This is a genomic window from Labrys sedimenti (assembly GCF_034424805.1).
Classification (GTDB): Bacteria; Pseudomonadota; Alphaproteobacteria; order Rhizobiales; family Labraceae; genus Labrys; species Labrys sedimenti.
Map to the genome: position 1 here is coordinate 1 of NZ_JAXOUF010000015.1, position 15,470 is coordinate 15,470.

11 protein-coding genes are annotated in these 15,470 nt (G+C 60.1%); 1 reads left to right on the forward strand and 10 read right to left on the reverse strand.

The genetic code is table 11. From position 1 onward, the window contains the following. Positions 1 to 303 precede the first annotated feature (303 nt). The 8 genes from U1R88_RS27325 to U1R88_RS27360 all read right to left on the reverse strand — a co-directional run bounded on the left by U1R88_RS27325 (position 304) and on the right by U1R88_RS27360 (position 11,186). Complete coding sequence (locus U1R88_RS27325) at positions 304 to 1,989, reverse strand: FAD-dependent oxidoreductase (protein WP_322434099.1); 1,686 nt, start codon at positions 1,987 to 1,989, stop codon at positions 304 to 306. Positions 1,990 to 2,222: 233 nt separating this feature from the next. Beyond that, positions 2,223 to 3,452 carry an MFS transporter gene (locus tag U1R88_RS27330; protein ID WP_322434100.1) on the reverse strand — a complete coding sequence of 410 codons (1,230 nt, stop codon included), beginning with the start codon at positions 3,450 to 3,452 and terminating at the stop codon, positions 2,223 to 2,225. A gap of 142 nt (positions 3,453 to 3,594) precedes the next feature. After that, the gene (locus U1R88_RS35835; RefSeq protein WP_489671956.1) at positions 3,595 to 3,795 is read right to left on the reverse strand and encodes a GFA family protein; all 201 of its coding nucleotides are present in this window, start codon (positions 3,793 to 3,795) and stop codon (positions 3,595 to 3,597) included. Between the two features lie 148 nt (positions 3,796 to 3,943). Further along, positions 3,944 to 4,576, reverse strand: a complete 633-nt coding sequence (locus U1R88_RS27340) for a hypothetical protein (protein WP_322434101.1) — start codon at positions 4,574 to 4,576, stop codon at positions 3,944 to 3,946. Positions 4,577 to 4,585: 9 nt separating this feature from the next. Then, positions 4,586 to 6,844, reverse strand: coding sequence for a xanthine dehydrogenase family protein molybdopterin-binding subunit (locus U1R88_RS27345; RefSeq protein WP_322434102.1), 2,259 nt, complete (start codon positions 6,842 to 6,844; stop codon positions 4,586 to 4,588). A 1-nt stretch (position 6,845) separates the two neighbouring features. Continuing rightward, positions 6,846 to 7,307: a (2Fe-2S)-binding protein gene (locus U1R88_RS27350; protein WP_322434103.1), complete on the reverse strand. Its 462-nt coding sequence runs from the start codon at positions 7,305 to 7,307 to the stop codon at positions 6,846 to 6,848. A 53-nt stretch (positions 7,308 to 7,360) separates the two neighbouring features. Then, on the reverse strand, positions 7,361 to 7,792 hold the full coding sequence (locus tag U1R88_RS27355) for a GlcG/HbpS family heme-binding protein (RefSeq protein ID WP_322434187.1): 432 nt from the start codon (positions 7,790 to 7,792) through the stop codon (positions 7,361 to 7,363). 517 nt (positions 7,793 to 8,309) lie between these two features. Next, positions 8,310 to 11,186 (reverse strand): ATP-binding protein, encoded by a 2,877-nt coding sequence (locus U1R88_RS27360; RefSeq protein WP_322434104.1) that lies wholly within the window; start codon positions 11,184 to 11,186, stop codon positions 8,310 to 8,312. Between the two features lie 1,119 nt (positions 11,187 to 12,305). Between U1R88_RS27360 and U1R88_RS27365 the strand changes: the two genes are divergently transcribed. After that, on the forward strand, positions 12,306 to 13,004 hold the full coding sequence (locus U1R88_RS27365) for an IS6 family transposase (RefSeq protein WP_322434105.1): 699 nt from the start codon (positions 12,306 to 12,308) through the stop codon (positions 13,002 to 13,004). Between the two features lie 185 nt (positions 13,005 to 13,189). On the opposite strand, the gene U1R88_RS27370 is transcribed toward U1R88_RS27365, so the two are convergent. Both U1R88_RS27370 and U1R88_RS27375 read right to left on the reverse strand, forming a co-directional pair. Next, positions 13,190 to 14,644, reverse strand: a complete 1,455-nt coding sequence (locus U1R88_RS27370; RefSeq protein ID WP_322434106.1) for an aldehyde dehydrogenase family protein — start codon at positions 14,642 to 14,644, stop codon at positions 13,190 to 13,192. Positions 14,645 to 14,688: 44 nt separating this feature from the next. Beyond that, positions 14,689 to 15,450: an SDR family NAD(P)-dependent oxidoreductase gene (locus U1R88_RS27375; RefSeq protein ID WP_322434107.1), complete on the reverse strand. Its 762-nt coding sequence runs from the start codon at positions 15,448 to 15,450 to the stop codon at positions 14,689 to 14,691. Positions 15,451 to 15,470 lie beyond the last annotated feature (20 nt).

Sequence of the window (15,470 nt, forward strand, 5' to 3'; positions counted from 1 at the left end):
TAATCCGCTTGGATCATCGGTAAGCAGACTTTCTAGCAGGTCGCGCCGTGCCTTTAATGACCGCAAGTAATGATTAAATCCTGCCCCCGCAACCAATTCTGTCATAAATCGCTCGCCATCTGGGTCTAACCGCCCAGATGGCGTTTTGAGTCGAGGGCTTCCACACAAGTGGATACAGTTTGACCTGGGGGAGCGCGCATCGTCGACTACCGGCTCCTCCGGGCTCGGGGCAACGAAACCGGCAGCAGACTTGGCTCGCTCTCCCTTGCCTGACCTGGGTAAGGCGAAGGCGCTGGCGGCCGACTACTGACCCTTATCCAAACTGCGTCCGACATTTCGCGCCAAGAAGGAATGAATCTGCGCGATGACGGCCGCGCCCTCACCGACCGCGGCGGCGACCCGCTTGGTGGAGCCGGCGCGTGCGTCTCCCACCGCAAAGATGCCAGGGCAGCTCGTTTCCAACTGCAGTCGTTCGCCATGATCGGTGTGGTCTCCTGTGAGAACGAAGCCCTTTCCATCGATCGCGACACAGCCATCTAACCAGCTGGTATTGGGATCGGCACCAATGAATAGAAAGAGATGGCGCGACGCACACTCTTCTGTCTCGCCGGTTCGAGTGTCACGGAAGGTGGCACCGGTCAGACCTGTCTCTCGGTCTCCATGCAGGCCCACAATCTCCTTGCCCACATGAAGTTCGACATTGGGCAATGCTGTGATCCGGTCGATCAGATACTGGGACATGGTCTGCTCGAGGGGGCGCCGGACCACGAGATGTAGGTGCCTGACCTGCGGTGATAGGTAGGCTACGGCTTGGCCGGCCGAGTTTCCGCCGCCGACGAGAGTGACTTCCTCTCCGGTGCAGAGGCGGGCCTCGATCGGCGATGCCCAGTAGGAGACGCCGGCCCCCTCCAGCTCTTCGACATTAGTGATATCCGGCCGACGGTAACGCGCTCCTGACGCGATCACGATGGAACGCGCCTGTGCAGTACATCCATTGCTGAGCTCGAGAGAGAACGGAGCCTTCGCCTCAGCTCCATGGCAGCATAGCTTTCCGACGGTCAGCGGGATCGCGAGCTTGGCACCGAACTTCGTCGCCTGGTTGAAGGCGCGGCCGGCAAGAGCCTGTCCAGAGATACCAGTTGGGAAGCCAAGATAATTTTCAATCCGGGCGGACGCGCCCGCTTGGCCACCAAAGGCCCGTGAATCAAGAACCAGAACGGACAGTCCCTCAGATGCCCCATAGACGGCGGTAGCCAGCCCAGCCGGTCCTGCTCCGACGATTGCAACGTCATAGACGCTCGTCGGATCGAGATCCGGTATGATGCCGAGACAGGATGCAGCATCCCCGTCGCTTGGATTTCTGAGTAATGTGCCGTTCGGGCAGATCATCAAGGGCAGATCTTCTGGTGCGATGCCGAGCCGTTTAACCAACTCGCGCCCCTCGGTCTCGCATTCCGCGATGATGGCGTGAGGATAGCCGTTGCGGGTGAGAAATCCGGACAACCTCACGATGTCCGGAGCATCCCGGCGTCCAACCAGAACCGACCCTGCGCCGCCGACCCGCCCTTCATCGATCAGCGAAACGCGACGGAGGATAAAGGCACGCATGATCGCTTCACCAACATCCGCCGACCCGATGACAAGCGCGCGAAGATGTGGTGCATCAAAGGGTATTGCCAGTACGCCGTTATCGCCCGCGACCACCGATGCCAGCGTTGCATGGCCAGACAACTGATTGGTCTCACCGGTGAACTGGCCGGGACCGTAGGTGGCGATCACGGATGACCTGCCAGCCGCACCGCGCTGGATTGCATCGGCCGAGCCCTCCAGGATAAGCCAGGCAGGGACGTTGCGGGTACCGATTTCATAAAGGATGTCGCCTGGGCCAAAGTGGCACGGCTCACCGCTCGCGAAGCGTCGAGCCGTGCCGATTTGGAAGGCTGAAAGTGTTGGGTATGTTTGCTCTCGCCGAGCGTCGCTGATCGTCATGGTATGAACTCCGTATCGGCCTATGCTCGTGCGGACTGCATCCGGATCAATTCGTTAGCTATGCTGCTCGCCACTAAAGCCAACTTCTTCCGCAGCCTCTTCCGCGGACATTTCTAGAGCATCGCGCTGAAAAGTGGGTGCCGGTTTTCGGCAAAAGAGATGTGACAACAGGAACTTACAGCATCGAGCCTGATTCACAAATCAGGCTCGATGCTGTAAGCGTCCATAGTGGGTCATGCAGACGCAAGCTGAGGTGCCTTCGGCAGGGTGAGAGCGAAGACGAGAAGACCCAGAAGGGTCAGTCCGAAGCCCGCCCACACGGCAGAGAAAAGGCCGTAGCCGGCTGCAATGGTCAGGCTGCCCGCCCAAGCGCCGATAGCGTTGGCGACATTGAGCGCCGCAAGGTTCATGGCGCCCATCAGCGTGGGCGCCTCTGGAGCGAGGCGCGTCAGGCGCACCTGGATCGTGGGGATGGCGACCATCATGGTCGTGCCGACGCCAAACAGTGCTGGCATTAGGATCCACACATTGCCGCCACCGGCCGCCAGCACTGCAAGCACGATCAGGGCGCAACCATAACCCATTACCAATCCTCGCGCGGGATAGGTATCCGCCAGCCGGCCGCCGACCAGGTTGCCCGCGGTCATGCCGAGGCCGAACAGCGCGAGCGCTACCGGAATCCATGCTTGATCGAGCGTTGCCGCATCGGTGACGAAGGGGCCGATGAAGGTATAGACGGCGAAGATGCTGGCCACGCCGAGCGCAGCGACGAGCATCATGGTCCAGACCGCCGGCCTGCGCAGGGAGGTTAGTTCTTGTATGACAGGTCCGCCATGAAGCGCTTCGGTTCGAGGCACCCAGGTCCACAAGGCCAGAAAGGCCAGGCCGGCCACCGCGGCAACGCTGAGATAGGTGTTTCGCCAGCCCAGAGTCTGGCCGAGGAAGGTTGCCAGAGGCGAGCCGATGATCGTCGCGATCGTCAGGCCAGTCATGACTAGTGCGAATGCCTTTCCGGCGTGGCCAGGGCCAACGATGTACGACGCCACCACAGCGCCGGCGCCGAAATAGGCCCCTTGTGGCATACCGCTGACGAAGCGGGCCAGGGCGAACATGCTGAGATTGGTGGCGACCGCCGACAGGACGTTTCCGAGGATGAACAGGCCCATTAGACACAGAAGAAGCGTTCGCCGATTCAGCCGCGCCGCCGCCAGCGTCACGAGAGGAGCGCCGATCACCACACCGAGGGCATAGGCCGCAATCGCATTCGTTGCCGTGGGGATATCGATGCCAAGGCCTGCGGAGAACAACTGGAGCATCCCCATGCTCGCAAACTCGGACGTCCCGACGCAGAAGCTGCCGAGCGCCAGGGCGAAAAGCGTGAGGCCCCGTTTTCGCTGCTCTCCTTCGTTCGTGCAATGCACCTTCACGGCGGCGCATTGACCGCGATAGGCTTTCTCCAGCATCCCTGTCCCCATTCGTGGTGGTTATGCGGCGCGCACCGACCCCCGCGCAGCGATCTTCACCCATCTTGTCCAAGGCGGTTACCGGGGCAGGAGAAGCATGTGTGCGTCCGACCGGGAGCCATGGATACGTGACGCTAGCCTGTCACCCGTCTTCAGTTGTGCCCAGAAGTGTCTCCGCTTCACTGCCCGATGCTCTCTTGCAGTCGAGGCAATAGCAGACTGCAAGAAAGTTGGGATCGATGTCGAACCCAAATCTCGCCGGGCCGGACGCGCAGCGGTCGGTATGTTTTTTGATCATCGCAATGTACCTCGACAATAAGACGGCGACCGCAACAACGCGCATGAGGCGGCTTGCTATCGCAGAGCGATCCGCGAAAGGTCAGTTCGCCGGACGATAGGGAGACTGCGGAGCATCGATGAGGTCTCCGATGAATCCTGTATCGGCATGGCGTCAGTGCCGATCACCAAAACAGCACAACCATCATGCCTCCTCAGCGCGGGCAGGGCTGTCCGGCCGCGCCCCAAAGGGCCATGTCTTTGACATGATCCTCGAAGGTCCCCGGCGGAGGCGCGCGGCCGGCGCCTGGCTCCCATGCCCTGGGAATAAATCCGTTTAGCGATGCATCGTGCCTCAAATGCTCAAGGAGGCCGACAGCGTCGCGACCGCCATTCCGCTTGGGATCCTTAAGCTGAGCACAGATCTCGGCACCGCTCTTGCCAAACCAGATGAATTCTACGGGTGCAAGTTGCCAGTCGATGCCTGCATGCAGGGGCGCCGGAGCGGGCGGATTCGGCAATGTTGAAGTGAGATGGCACGTCGAACATGGGACTGTCTCAGCTCCAATTCGACTTTCTCCGCCGCGGATGTTCATGCCGTGTACTCGGGATTTGTTTTCACCGGCCGGCGTCCAAATCGGCACGGCTTTTGCGTCGACATGACAATTGGCACAGCGTGGATGCGTCACCACTGCCTCAATTCTCTTCCAGGCCTCCAACCCCTCGGCCCGGCTGATGCTGCCCGACGGCAAGGCATCCGTCGACTTCTCCTTGGCCAAAACAAAGCCCGTCAGGGCGACAATTGATGAACTCGCAAAGGTGAGCGCGATCAGAGTTGTCCTTCTCATGGCCCGCCCTCACGCGAAATCGACGAACTTGTTGAAAGGCATTTCTCGGATGCGTTTGCCCGTTGCGGCGAAGATAGCATTGGCCAGCGCTGGCGCCGCAGGCGGTACGGGCGGCTCCCCGATGCCCCTGACCGTGTAATCATTCTCCAGACCGCGCACCTCTATCACCGGGCATTGATACATGCGCATGGCTTCATGGTGGTTGTAGTTCGTCTGCTGTACGGCCCCCTTGGCATAGGTGAGTTCGCAGTTCATGGCGTGGCCAAGGCCCCAGACGACGCCGCCTTGGACGAGATTCTCGAAGTTGACAGGATCCACAATCTTGCCGACATCGGCCGCCACCCAGACCTTGTCGATCTTGATGCCCGCGTCGGTCATAGTCACTTCGATGATCTCGGCGACAGCCGTTCCAAACGACTCGACAAACGCAACGCCGCGGCCTTTTCCGCGTCCGAGGGGCCCCTTCCAGTCCGCCATCTCGCCGACGGTCTCCAGGAGCTTCCGATAGATCGGAATCTTGCACATCTCGATGCGCGCCTTGAGCGGGTCTAGCCCCGCGGCGTGAATCAATTCGTCGATAAATCCCTCGATGAAGAATCCATTGGCGGACGCGCCTACGGACCGCCAAGTCGTGGACGGCGATAGTCCTTGCACTTCGAAGCTTGTCGCCCGGTAATTCGGAATGTCGTAGTAAACGTTCCAGATTCCAACCCCCAGCTGGCCATCGGGCTCCTTCGAGGGCGAGCCCATCCTTGTTAAGAGCTCCTTGAACGGCGCTGTTGCGGCCACCTGCATATCAACCGCGACAATCTTTCTATCCTTGACGCTTCCCCTGCCTCGGCCCATCGCAATCTGCCGGGGAATGTCCTGTAGGAAGTCCTCCTCCCGCGAAAACACGAGCTTCACCGGCGTCCCGCGCATCTGGTTGGCGATCTCGGCAAGCACTCTGACATTCTCGAATTCGAGCCGATGCCCGAAGCTCCCGCCCATCCACTCGTTATGAAAGATCACTTGTTCTGGCTTCATGCCGATCGCATTGGCCGCGATGTACTGCACGGATTGTGGCGTTTGATGCCCGACCCAGATTTCCATCCCCTTGTCGGTAACGATGCCTATGCCGTTGAGCGGTTCCAGCGGCTGATGTCCCACATAGGGTGCGCGATATTCCGCCTCGATCAGGGTACCGTCTTTTAATCCAGTGTCGATATTGCCGTCGTTGCGCCATTCTTTGGCGAGGAACTGTGGCGTGAAGGACGAGGCCACGGCTGTCCAGTGATCGGCCTGCTCAGCCGGATATGTGCTCGGCTCCCACACACAGTCGACAAGCTCGGCCGCCTGCATCGCGTACCAACTGTTCGTTGCAATGACTGCGATGCCATTCGATACTTTGAGGATCTTTTGGACCCCCGGCATCGCCTGAGCCTTGCTCGCGTCGTAGGACTTGATCGGTTGCCCCTTGTTGGGGTTGAGCTTGACGGCCGCGTACACCATGCCGTCCATCGTCCGGTCGATACCGAACTTCATCTCGCCCGTAACTTTCGAACGGATGTCAAGTCGCTCCATCGGCTTTCCGAGAATTCGCCATTGCGATGGATCACGGAGCTTGGTGACCGCAACCGGAGTGATCTTCGCAGCCTCGGCCGAAAGCGCGACGTAGGGGATTTTTGTCCCGTCAGGCAAGATCACGCTTCCGGCTTCCGTTCGAATGTCAGCGGCCGGGACGCCACTGCGCTTGGCTGCAGCCGCTTTGAGCGTTTCGCGCGCAATCGCCCCGGCCATGCGCAGCTTCTCGTAGGTATCGGGAATCGCGCTGGAGCCCCCGGTCATCTGCAGACCGGCCTTCCTCAGCCATTCCAGCGCGGCCGCGCGGGCCTTCTCAGCTTCCGGGCTTTGGTCTGGTGCCATGAAGGGCGCAAGTTCGTGGGCAAAGCCGGTATTGAAATAGGCGGGACTAGGTCCGGCGAACCGAATCTCAAATTGGCCCGGCTCGAGGTCCAACTCCTCGGCGATCATGAGGGGCTGGATAGAGCCGATGCCTTGGCCCTTATCGGCATGCTGGGCTATCAGCGTGATTTTTTCCGGACTGATCTCGACCCACGGATTGAACGTTACCGAACGCGGACCGAGGTCCGCGATCAGCGGATTCGTCGCGGCTGCGGAAGAAGGTACCTGTTGTGCCTGACCATACTGCCCGAAGGCCACACCGCCAGCGAACGCGACGGAGCCGAAAATGAAGTTGCGTCGCGAAAGATTTGGCATCTCGCCCATGTCATTTCCCTCCCATCTTCTCGGCGGCCGTGTGGATAGCAGCGCGAATGCGCTCATAGGTGCCGCATCGGCAGAGATTTCCCGACATGACGTCGTTGATGTCTTCATCGGTCGGCTTGGGAATCGCTTTGAGCAGAGAAATCGCCTGAATCATCTGGCCGATCTGACAATAGCCGCATTGCGGAACCTGATGCTCGATCCAGGCTTCCTGGACCGGGTGCAGCTTTCCGTTGCCAACCGCTTCAATGGTGGTTATCGCCTTGCCTGCGACATCAGCCATACGCGCCTGACACGAGCGCACTGCCGCCCCGTCAATTTGCACCGTACAGGCGCCACACTGAGCTATTCCGCACCCATATTTGGGGCTGGTGATGCCGAGCTCATCACGCAAAACCCAGAGCAAAGGCATCTCTGGGACGACATTTACTTGGTGTTTGGTTCCATTGACAGTTAGCTCGATCATCCCGGCGCCTTCCCTCAGTAGACGTTGCTGCTCTTGGCCGCGAACATGGCGTTTTAGGAGTCCATTCTCTGGCTGATGGCCGCGGCTGCCGCCTCGGCCACGGCAATGTCCTGTTCGATCGAACCTGCGCTGGTGCCCACCGCGCCGACGATCTGGTTGTCGATCTTCACCGGTAGGCCGCCTCCGAAGATCACGACCTTGCCGCCATTGCTCTGCCCGATGCCGAATAGTGGCGCGCCTGGTTGCGCCATTCTCGCGAGATCCGAGGTGCACTTATCGAAAAGCCGCGCCGTAATCGCCTTGCCGATGGCGAGATCGATACTCCCGATCAGGGCGCCGTCCTGTCGTGTAAACGCGACAAGCGCGCCGCCGGCATCGACGACAGCGATATTATAGGCAATGCCCATACTGGCGGCCTTGGCTTCACCCGCTTCAAGCATCCGCTTGGCATCTGACAGCGACAAAGTGGTGGAGGAACGCGGCATTGTCTTGCTCGCTTTTCTCGATCCAGATTCCAATCGTCTCGGACCAGGCACGCGCCTTTGATATGACGGACCGAGCGGCCACTTGTTCAAAATGAGGAGTTCTACCCCGGATACCTGCCGCCAGCGTGCCCGGACCTTCATTCTCGCTATCCTGGCTCAGAGCTTACGTATCATCAGAGGCAGCACGTGGGTGGTTAAACGAGGTAAAAAAGATCAAAACTGCCTGCAGCCCCTGAGTCCAGCCAAGGCCTCGTCTACCGTTTGTGGAGCAAAAGGAGCGGCACGCGATACGAAACAATTGCGAAGTCCGCGGCGGAGAGAGGGAGCGAGGAAGGATGGGCGTGGTTGTTCTGCCTATCGCCTACCCATCGAGCTGGTTTTCACCAAGCATTCAAAGCGCTCTGCGCCGCGAGCCCGCGCGAACCGCCATGCCCCGATCAAAAGCATTGGCGGTCTACTCGATCGCCTCATTCCGTCCGAATACGCCAACTTCTTCGAAGCTGCTGGATATCAACGTTCATTGTAAAAGTGCTCCAGCCGGTGAGCTCGCCGAGTGCAGCAATTGCGTTGCGGTACGAAGATCCTGCGTGTCAAAGCCTTCGCTGAATCCCCGATAAAGAGGGGCGAGTAATGCCATAGCCTCCCCAGAGCGGCACGTGTCGATATAGTGGGCCGCAAGGTCGCTTGCGGCGCGCAGCTCGAACGACTTTGCTCCGATCGCATGCGCTTCTTCCACGGCGTCCTTCCACATCCGTTCGGCCGCGGCATGATTTCCGGCCCGGTGCCGAATGGCTGCATCAATCCGTATCAATTCGCTGCGACACCATCGCTCGCCCTGCCGCTCCTGATACCGGAATGCGAGGCTGATCGTATCGGCTGCCTCGTTCAGCAAGCCCCGGTGCAAGAGGACCCGGGCAAGACCAGCGATATACATGCCGATGCGCAACAGATATCTACATTCGATCATGTGCTCGATCGCGTCTCTTACTTCGCGATAGGCCTCACCATCTCCCTTTAAGTAGCTAAGCGTGCCCTTGAAATAATGATGAACCGGGATCCAGCGGGGAATGATTTCCCGCTCCATATTGCGTTGCATCAATACAGAATAATGTTCGAGAAGGGCAATGTTCCCTGTCTCCAAGGCCAGCGGCAGCGCAGCCAGTCCCAACGCATTGGATTGTGACAGCCAATGTCCAGCGCGCCCAGCCTGCTCGACTGCGTCGCGCGTGACAACGTTGGCATAGTCGGCACGGCCGGTCATCCAGGCGATGAAGGTGAGATAGCATCGGACCGACACAAATCGGATGATGTCCTGCCCTGCCATGGCTGTGCGCTTACCGGCGAAGGAATGTTGCACCGCGAGCCGGTCGAGGACCTTCCCGCTTTCGACGAAGTCGCCTCGATGCGCTTTCGCCCAGGCCAGTGCGCGATCGCCCTCGGGGGCGGCCGACCAATCCCGATGCCGCGCCGACAATCTCTCGGACGCCTCTAGGCAACTGATCGCCTCATCGATCTTGCCGACCTCCATCTGATAATAAGCGAGCCCCTCCAGGCCGCGCTGCTCGTATTCGAGGCTATGTGCGCGCTGGGCAAAGCCAATGGCGCGGAGCCAGGCATCCTCGATCTCCTTGCGCATCTTTGAGTAATACAGGCTCCAGGCGCGCGAGCAGGCCAGCTTGGCCTTGAGAAGACCATCACAGGGAACGCTCTCCGCGAGCTTCAGCGCCACTTCCGTGCGTTCCTGCGCTTCGGAAAGGATCGAGGTCTCCGACCACAGTGGAATGGCCGCGACCGTCAGCCCTATGCCGAGCGCGATATCGCCGTCAGCACCGAAAGCCCAGGCAAGCGCGGCACGTAAATCGGCGAGCCGGCTCACATAGCGCGTGGTCCAATCGCCCTTTTCGAGCCAGTGCCATTCATCTTCCGATCTCTTGAAAAGATCGAGAACGCGTTGCGCATGATATTTGAGGATCAAGGCGTCGGCATTGTCGGTACGCCGTTTCTCGGCAGCGTAATGTCGGGTGCTGGCGAGTTGGCGGTAGCGCAGTCCCGGCCCATTGACTTCCGCGTTCAGTAGCGATTTTGCAACGAGGCCGCCAAGGCCGGCCACGACATCGATGGGATCCAGATCCACCGCTCTGGCGACGTGAACGGCATCCTCCAACTCAAAGAAGTCGGCAAAGACCGACACCAGGCGGAAGATGGCCGCCTCCCTTTGCGAAAGAAGTCTGTAGCTCCAGTCTATCGTAGCAAGCAGCGTTTCATGGCGCGGTGTTACCCCGTCAAGGCGAAGATTGGAGAAACTGGTGTGTCGATCGAACATCGCCAGCAGCTCCAAAGGGGAATAGTTCTCAAGCTGCGCCGCCATCAGTTCGATCGCGAGCGGCAATCCGTCGACCGAGCGGCAGATCGACACGACCGCGTCACAATCGGCATCGCTGATTTGATATCCTGCCCACTGCAGCGCCCGAGACGCGAACAACTCCACGGTCGGGAATGAGATAGCGCGTTGCAAGGGCAAACCCGGTTTGCCATCAGGAACGGCAAGCGGCCCGATCCTAATCAGAAACTCCACGTCAAAATTCAGTGGCTCTCGGCTTGTCGCCAGGATCTTCGACAATCCTTTTTTCGACGCCAAGCTGCGTGCAAAAATGGTTGCGGCGGGCAGCACATGCTCGCAATTGTCGAGAATGACGAGCATCCGGCGCGAAAGCAGATAGTCCAATATTGCGGCGAAGCTGTCGTCAGGATTGCCCCGAATACCGAGCGCGGTCACGAGCGCGACTGGAAGTAGAGTCGCGTCGTCTATTGTAGACAGATCCACGAGGCAAAGGCCGTCAAAACATACGTCGGCATAGGCGCGGGCCGCGGCAATGGCCACGGTTGTCTTGCCGATGCCGCCCGCGCCCACCAGCGTCACATGCCGTTCGCGGTGCAAGGCGCTCAGCACGTCGGCAAGCTCCGCCTCCCGGCCCACGATATGCTCCTGCGGCGGCAAATGACCCAGTCCGGAACTTTCCGCAAAGGCGTCGCCTTCCTCGAATGCCCCTATTCCGGCCTGCACCGGCGCAATGAACCGATATCCGCGGCCGACAACCGTAGCGAGATAGCTAGGGTTCAATTTGGTGTCGCCCAGCAGGCGACGCAGGTTGGACATGTTGACCTTGAGATTGCTCTCGTGAACAAAGATACCGGGCCAGGCGGCAGCCATCAGTTCCTCTTTGCTAACGAGTTCGCCACCGCGATGCACGAGTAGCCGCAGCAGTTCGAAGCCTCGACCCCCAAGCTTTACAGGATGGTCCTCAAGAAGAAGCAGTTGGCGGCTCGGTATTAGCCGGTACGGTCCGAACGAGAATACCAGCTCGGGTTTTAAGCGCTCCGCAGCTTCGTCCATGATGCAGCCCCCGCAACCAGATCAATGCCGCGATCAGCTTTGGCGGAACTTGATCGGTATCGCCAGAATATCAATCACCAGAGATTTGTTTAGTCCCAGTATGTCATCGATTGGCGGCCTAGCGAGCGGTTTGTGTTGCAGACTTTTCACTATGCAGTGTGCAGCACGAGAAGCATCCGACCGACGGAGTGCGCTTTATATTCAAGATCGCGTATTCAACCGCCCGGTAATCCTATTTTGCGCGTGCTGATACTTGGCCTAAGCCCTGAGTCTGTGCGGCTTAAAGGAGAAGGTGGTTCAATCGAGAACCCCAGTATCATTTCCAACCTCGTAGATAAAACCAAGACGGTGTATGGAAAAAACTACATAAGATCGAAATCGGCACGGGTGACCCAAGTCACGGGAGGAAATACCCAAGGCGGGCATCAGCAATGGCGCTCAGCGCTTTTGTTATGATGCACAATGTAGGTCAGCAGAATTGATTTCTGCAAGCTCAAAGGTTGGGCAATTCACTCTGAACTCCGTTGGGTCTTTGTAAATCAGCATTGATCACAGCTTTTCGCCATCATACGGCTTCTGCCGCTGGACGATTGAGTGGACTTTTGCATTCGTTCTACAGGCAGACAGGCACGACCCCAGCTCAATTTGTCGAGGCCGCTCGGATCGGACGCGCGAAGACGCTGATGGAGACGTCAGACTGGCCCTTGGCTCGTATTGCCGAGCGGGCAGGTTTGAAGCCTCCATGCCTTGCATAGGGGGTTTTCTAGAAGCGGCTCGGCACTACGCCGGTTTTCTATCGTCGTCGCTCTGGGATGGGATAGGGCACCAATTTAGAACTGTGGCGTGGCGCAGCCAATCGCCTTCATCGCAATCCGCCGAGGGAAATCGCGGTTTCGGACATTGTGGCGTGCTGCGGAGTAGACTTGGTTGCGGGCCCCCGCAACCATCTTTACTTGCGATTTGCCCGCCCCTTCGGCGGGCTTTTTTATGTGACAACACGCCTCGCTGACAGTTCCAGACAAAAACCAAGAATTCCCAATACGTTACCCGCATTCCGCCGCAAACTGGGCGTCAACCTTGTGACGGCATGAGTGTTCGCCTCATTCAGAGGATGACTTCATGTTTTCAGGCCGCCGTTTCGACCGCTCGGTGATCCTGCTGTGCGTGCGTTGGTATCTGGCCTATAGTTTAAGCCTGCGTGATCTGGAAGAAATGATGGTCGAGCGCGGCATCCGGGTCGACCATTCCACGATCCACCGCTGGGTCGTTCGCTTTTCACCGCCGTTGCTGGAGCGATTCAACCTGCGAAAGCGCGCAGTCACCGGGAAGTGGCATGTTGATGAGACGTACATCAAGGTTCGCGGCCGTTGGATGTATCTGTATCGCGCGATCGACAGCGTCGGCGACACTGTCGAATTCCACTTCAGCGAGCACCGCGATCTGATGGCCGCCAAGCGCTTGATCCGCACGGCATTGAAGCGTCACGGCAGACCCGAGTGCATCGTCATCGATGGAAGCCAGACCAACCCGCAGGCCATTATCGCCTGTGGTAGTGAAAGCCGACTGCGAAGCGAGGCACGGTTGGAGCTGAAGGCTATCGGCATTCGCAACAGCCAATATCTCAACAACCGCATCGAGCAAGATCACCGTCGCATCGAGCGACGGATCCGGTCGATGCTTGGCTTCAAATCAATGGCCTGTGCGGTGATGATCACGTCTGGCATCGAGATGGTTCATATGATGCGCAAACGACAAGCGAGGTATGTCTTCAATCCAGCACCGTCCCTTGCCGAGCAGGTCGAAATCCTCTCCCTCTGAACCGGATCAGGTCCGCCCAAGCCCGTCTACAATTCAACTTTGCGACAGAGCCGCCGAATGAGGCTAATACTCATGCCAGCACAACGTTGACGCCGGCTTGCCATAGAACCGGTTGTTTTGTTTGTGCCCCGATATCGCGGGTGCAGCCGGTCAAGCAGCGCGATTGGGTATGCGGACCTATCGGCTCACCCGAGCATGACGTTGATGGTCTTGGCCTCGGTGTAGGAGAGCATCTCCTCGATGCCTTCCTCACGGCCGACCCCCGAATTCTTCATGCCGCCGAAGGGAACGCCGAGGAAATGGTTGGAGCAGCCATTGATCCAGACATGGCCGGAACGGATCCTGCGGGCGACGTTGAGGGCATTGCGGATGTCGTTGGTCCACACAGCGCCGGTGAGGCCGTACTCGGTGCTGTTGGCGAGATCTACCGCTTCGTCCACCGTCTTCCAGCGCCCCACCGATAGGATGGGTCCGAAGACTTCCTCCTGCCACAGCCGCATGCCGGGCTTGATGTCGGCATAGACTGACGGCTCCACCCAGAATCCCTTGGCGAAGCGTTCCCCTGCAGGCTTTCGGCCGCCTGTCATCAAGCGCGAGCCGTCATTCCTGGCGCTGTCGAAAAAGGAAACGACCTTTTCCAATTGCAGGCGTGAATTGAGCGGACCCATATCGGTGGCGGGATCGAAGGGATCACCGAGCCTGAGGCTGGCAACCGTCGAGACCACGCGTTCGAGCACGGCATCATGGATGTCCTCATGCAGCAGCAGCCGGCTGGTGGAGCCGCAGGACTGGCCCTGCCAGGTGAAGTTCATACCGCGGACCGCGGCGGCCGCGATGACATCGGGATCGGTATCGGGAAAGGCGATCAGGGGGTTCTTGCCGCCCAGTTCCAGCGTCACATGCTTGACCGCCACCTCAGCGGCCGAGCGCTGGATGGCGCGGCCGGTCTGAGGCGAGCCGATGAAGGCGATGCGCTTGATGCCGGGATGCCGCACGATGGCATCGCCCACGATGGCGCCCGGGCCGGTGACGATGTTGAACACCCCCGGCGGCAGGGCCTCGCGCGCGACCTCGGCCAGCAGCAGCGCCGACAGGGGGCTGGTTTCCGGCGGCTTGACGATCACCGCATTGCCGGCCGCGAGCATGGCGGCGGTGCGGGCGACGGCGAACATCAACGGGTGGTTGAAGGGCGCGATGCGCGCCACCACGCCGTAGGGTTCCCGCACGGTGAGATGCAGGTTTTCGGCCGTGGCGGGGATGGTCTCGCCCTTCAGCTCGTGGATGAGCCCGGCATAGTAGCCGAGGCTGTCGACGGCATGGCCGACATCGCCGCGCATCGGCGTGATGGTGTTGCCGGTGTCGGCGACCTCGATCCTGAGGAACTCCTCGGCGCGGGCACGCAGGGCTTCGCCGAAGGCGCGCATGCGGGCGCCGCGTTCGGCCGGGGTGAGCGCGGCCCAGGCAGGCCAGGCGGCATCGGCGGCGGCAAAGGCGCGCTCGACGTCCTCGGCCGTGCCGCGCGGCGAGCGGCCGATCACCTCTTCCGTGGCGGGGTTGATCGAGAGGTCGAACTCGCCGCTCGAGGCATGCACCAGTTCGCCGCCGATCAGCATCCGGTCCTGTTCTATCGCGTAAGCCATGTCTGCGTACCTTTTGCGGCCGCCCCTTCGAGAGCGGCCTGACTTCAATGGGTGATCATGCCGCCATCGGCATTGAGGAGCTGCCCGGTGATCCAGCGGGCCCGGCGCGAGAGTAGGAAGGCGATCGCATCGGCGATGTCGTCGGGGCCGCCGGCGCGTTTGAGGCATTGCTGCTCGATCATCGCGGCCTTCTGTTCGGGCGTCACGGTTGCCCGCTCGACCTCGGTGAAGGTCGGGCCTGGTGTCAGCGTGTTGACCCGGATCGCCTGGCTGCCGAGTTCGCGCGCCATGGCCCGCGAAAGGCCCATCACGCCGGCCTTGGACGAGACGTAATGGGCATAATTGGGCCGCCCGAACAGGATGGTCGAGGAGGCCACGTTGACGACCGAGCCTTCGCCCGATGCTGCCAGCGCCTCGCGGGCGGCGCGCGTCATGTTGAAGACGCCCTTGAGGTTGACGGCCTGGACCTGGTCCCATTCGTCGGAGGGGATCTCCCAGAAGGGGCGCATCTTCAGGGTCGAGAAGATCGAGGCATTGTTGACCAGGCCGAAGGCACCGCCAAAGGCTTCGAGTGTGGCCGCGACGGCGGCCTGGCAACTGGCCTCGTCGGCGACATTGGTGCGCACGAACAGGCGCTGGCCGGTTCCCGGCGTGTCCTCTTCGGCCACCGAGCGGCCCTTGTCCTCGTTCCAGTCGGCGATGCAGACATCGACGCCTTCGCTGACCAGCGTAAGGGCGAGCCGGCGCCCGATGCCTTGCCCGGCGCCGGTGACGATGACGGCGCCGCGTGCGGGATAATTTTGCATGGTGAATTCCTTTCGTGCCG